This window comes from Dietzia sp. NCCP-2495, assembly GCF_026011735.1.
GTDB lineage: Bacteria > Actinomycetota > Actinomycetes > Mycobacteriales > Mycobacteriaceae > Dietzia.
Genome location: NZ_BRVN01000050.1, coordinates 1 through 3,897, shown reverse-complemented (window position 1 = coordinate 3,897; position 3,897 = coordinate 1). Strand labels below are relative to the sequence as shown.

Annotated in this window: 4 protein-coding genes; 3 read left to right on the top strand and 1 reads right to left on the bottom strand. The window is 64.3% G+C overall.

The features are described from left to right. Positions 1–14 precede the first annotated feature (14 nt). On the bottom strand, positions 15–1,469 hold the full coding sequence (locus tag OPF83_RS17280; protein WP_264888884.1) for a class I adenylate-forming enzyme family protein: 1,455 nt from the start codon (positions 1,467–1,469) through the stop codon (positions 15–17). 176 nt (positions 1,470–1,645) lie between these two features. Here OPF83_RS17280 and OPF83_RS17275 point away from each other — a divergent pair, with 176 nt between their 5' ends. The 3 genes from OPF83_RS17275 to OPF83_RS17265 all read left to right on the top strand — a co-directional run. After that, a complete protein-coding gene (locus tag OPF83_RS17275) occupies positions 1,646–2,305 on the top strand; it encodes a DUF3558 domain-containing protein (protein ID WP_264888882.1) in 660 nt (219 codons plus the stop codon). A gap of 62 nt (positions 2,306–2,367) precedes the next feature. After that, positions 2,368–3,039, top strand: a complete 672-nt coding sequence (locus OPF83_RS17270; protein WP_264888881.1) for a DUF3558 family protein — start codon at positions 2,368–2,370, stop codon at positions 3,037–3,039. Continuing rightward, positions 3,039–3,897, top strand: an 859-nt coding sequence (locus tag OPF83_RS17265; protein WP_264888880.1) for a hypothetical protein, incomplete at its 3' end; no start/stop codon positions are given. The genes OPF83_RS17270 and OPF83_RS17265, both read left to right, overlap by 1 nt.

The window sequence follows — 3,897 nt, the reverse complement described above, 5'->3', positions numbered from 1 at the left end:
TCCGGCCCGGCGGATCAGGGGGTGAAGGCAGCTCGCAGGGCGGGCTTGTCGATCTTCCCCACGGGGTTCTTGGGCAGAGCAGAGATGATCTCCACATCCACGGGAACCTTCACCCTGGTCAGGTGCTGGGAGCAGTGGGCGATCACGGACTCGGGGGTCAGCTCGGCCTCCGGGTACGGGACGACATACGCGACGGGCACCTCGCCGAGGACGGCGTCGGGTCGACCGACCACCGCCACCTCGAGGACGCCGGACAGACTGCCGATCGCGCTCTCGATCTCCTTCGGGTAGAGGTTCTCGCCGCCGCGGATGATCATGTCCTTGATCCGGTCGACGATCGACAGGTAGCCGTCGTCGTCGAGGACTCCCACGTCGCCGGTACGCACCCACCCGTCGACCAGGGTTTTCCCGGTCGCTTCCGGGTTGTTCAGGTACCCGGCCATGACGGTCGGCCCGGTGACCAGTACTTCTCCGCGGGAGCCGGTGGGGACGTCCTCGAGGGTGTCGTTGACGATCCGGATGCGCTGGCCGGGGATCACGGGGCCGACGGTGCCCGGCTTGCGGAGGCCGTCGATCGGGTTGACCGCCGAGGCGCACGTGGCCTCGGTCAGTCCGTAGCCCTCGATGATCGGTGCGCCGAGGAAGTTCTCGGCGGCCTCGAGGAGTTCGCGTGTCGCGGGCGCGGCGCCGCACACGGCGAACCGGAGTGACGACATGTCGGGATCGCGGCCCTCGGCCTGGGTGAGGAGCAGGGCGTAGATGGTCGGTACCGCGGAGAAGAAGGTCGGTCGGAGCTGTTCCACGCGGTCGAAGAACGTGGAGGCGGAGAACGTCCCGACGATCGACAGGCGAGCACCGACCCGCAATGGCGACAGGAGGCTGACCATCAGGGCGTTCGCGTGGAAGAGGGGCAGGATCAGCAGGCAGTGGTCCTCGGCGGTCATCTGCATGACCTGGGTCATCATCGAGGTCATCGCGTCAACGTTGGAATGAGTGAGCATGACGCCCTTGGGGCGACCGGTGGAGCCGCTGGTGTAGATCACCAACGCCAGGTCATCGCCGACGAGCGAGGCGGCGGGAACGGTCGCCCCGGTGGACGTGCGTAGGTCATCGACGCCAATCGACGGCCGACCCGCATCGGGTGCGTCCGGACCGGCGTTCACCACGAGGACCGCTCCGGCGTCGGAGATCTGGTGGTCGGCTTCCGAGGCGGTGAAGTTCGGGTTAATCGGGGTCGCCGCGGCGCCGAGGTGCCATGCGGCGAAGATCGCCAGCACAAGCTCGCTACGGTTGGGCAGCATCACCGCCACGATGTCTCCTCGGGAAACGCCGTGGTCACGGAACTGCTGCGCCACAGCCTGCACGCGTGCGTCGAGCTCTCGGAACGACAGCTGTACGGAGTCGTCGCCGACGGCAGGTGCGTCGCCGAACTTCGCGGCCAAGGGTCCTGGCAGGTATTCGAACTCCACGTGCGCTCCTCGACGGTGACCGATGTTGCCTATGTGACCTAGGACACTACGGCCGCAGAGCTGCGTGTTCATCGTCTGATGTGACGAACTTAACCCTGATGATTGTGCACGTTGCATAAATTGCGGCCCGTCGAGGTCACATGCCGTTGTGGTCCGCTGGCCTGCAGAATCGACCCATGGCGAAAGAGGGCGGGATTCGGGGGAACCGGGTGCGGCGCCGGGACGTCGTACAGGTTGTGGGGAAAAGTAGAGCAGGAGGTGCCGCGCTGGTCGCGGCGGCAGTCGTCCTGTCCGGGTGTGGGGCGGGCGACGGTAAGGGCACGACGACGGCGCCGACTTCCGCCACCGAGCAGCCGGGCAATCCATGGGACCTGCCGCTCGAGCAGCGACTAGCCCTATTCGACCCATGCGCCGAGATTCCGATCGACGCGATTGAGCACGGAATCGGCCGACCGGCAGAGCAAGTCCGGGGCTACGAAAGGCACCGCCCCGGAGACCGCATGGCCTGCAACTGGCGGACAGACGACGCCGAACTGACCATCCTCACAACGTGGAAGTCTCCAGAGGACTACCTCGCAGATCGTGAACTCACTGTCGTCAATACCCGTGAAGAACTCAACGGGCGCGTGGGGATGAGACTCGTGGACGCCATCGGGGATCCGGACAGATGGTGCCTTCACCTGCTCTTCACGGAGCGGGGTGCGGTCTGGATTCAAGTCCACTTGAACAACTTTGACAAGGAATTTGACGGCCAGCGAGTCCCCAATGCGTGCGCTGTAATGGACCAGGTAAGCGAGCCGCTGATGGAGCATCTTCCGGAAGGCGACTTCCACTGACCGTCGCACGCGAGCCAGAGGTCCCATCACCACTCTGGTGGCCTGACCTGCAGAATCAACCCATGGCGGAAATGGGTGGGATCAAGGGGAACCGCGCGACGTCCCGGGGCGTCGTACAGATTGTGGGGAAAAGTAGAGCAGCAGGCGCCGCGGTGGTCGCGGCGATCCTCGTCCTGTCCGGGTGCGGGACGAGCGACGGCGAGAAATCGACGACGACAACGGCGACGCCGACTTCGACTTCCGCCACCGAGCAGCCGGGCAATCCATGGGACCTGCCGCTCGAGCAGCGGCCGGCCCTGTTCGATCCGTGCACCGAGGTTCCGGTCGAGGCGATCGAGCAAGGACTCGGCGGGCCGGTAACGCCATTCTCTGAGATCGAAAGTCACAGCCCCGGAGATCTCATGTCTTGCGGATGGAAGACAGAAGAAGCTTATTTAATAATGCTCTCAACGTGGAAGTCGCGAGAGAAATATCTCGCTGACCGGTCATTCGATGTCGTCAGTGCCCAGGAGGAGCTCAATGGGCGCGTAGGAATGAGAATGTTGGACGCCACGGGGGACCCGGACAGATCATGCATTCAACTGTTCTTTACCGGGCGCGGTACGGCCTGGCTTCAAGTCCATTTGAACGACGTATTCCTGGAATTTTCTGGTCAACGACGCGCCAACGCATGTGAGGTCATCGACCAGGTGAGTCAGCCAATCATGACGTACCTACCGAAAGGTGAATTCTAATGACCGTCGTGCTTGAGCCCGAGGCCTCGGCATTGTGTTCGCAGGCATGCGAACGATTCGCCACTGCAATTGGCGAGCTTCGTCTGATCGATACTGTCTTCGAGCAGGGTGATGGTGCATCGACCTTTCCCACGGCGCGCCAGCTAGGTGCTGTCTATGGCCTCTTCACGGATGAGGACCTCAAAACGCTCCTTTCGGGGTTTGTTGACCAAGCAATGGCAATGGTGGCGCTCTTCAAGGCTGCTGGTGGGTTGATCGAGGCCCAGGATGAGGCGTTGGCTGGGGCGTTGTCGAAAGCCGCGGCCGAGCCTGCAGGGTTGCAGAGTGTGGGTCTGATCCACGGCTCGGGGCCTGATGGGTTCATTCTTGACGACCAGTGCGTGATGGGTGGGTACGGACGGGTCGGTCTGGAAGACGTGTCGGCGTCGCCGTTGGAGTACATCGCCCAGTGCTCGGAGGCGTTGCAGCCGCAGCAGTATCTGGATATCCAAACGAAGGCCACCTCGGTCGCCGACGGGCTCGACGATGCGGCGACCACTTTGCAGGGTGAGTTGAGCGCGGTCCTGGGTCACGGGTGGCAGGGCGAGTTCGCCGAGAACGCTCAGTACTCCGTCCGTGGGCTGGTCCAGTCGGCGCACAGTCTTTCGGGGGCGTTGCGGCAGGTCGCCGACAAGGCCGCCAGCGCCCACCACGGATTCGAAGCCACCCGCACCACCATCGCCGAGTACGCCGCGCAAGGTCAGGCCGCAACGACGCGGGCGAGTATGGCGGGCCTGGTCCAGGGCCCGGCCGACGGTGGAGCGGCTGCTGCTTCCGCCCGTGCTGCGGCGCAGCGTCAGGCAGCTGAGGAGCAGGCTC

Coding starts and splice junctions, on each gene's coding strand:
- OPF83_RS17275 (WP_264888882.1), top strand. CDS start 1,646: ATGGCGAAAGAGGGCGGGATTCGGGGGAACCGGGTGCGGCGCCGGGAC.
- OPF83_RS17270 (WP_264888881.1), top strand. CDS start 2,368: ATGGCGGAAATGGGTGGGATCAAGGGGAACCGCGCGACGTCCCGGGGC.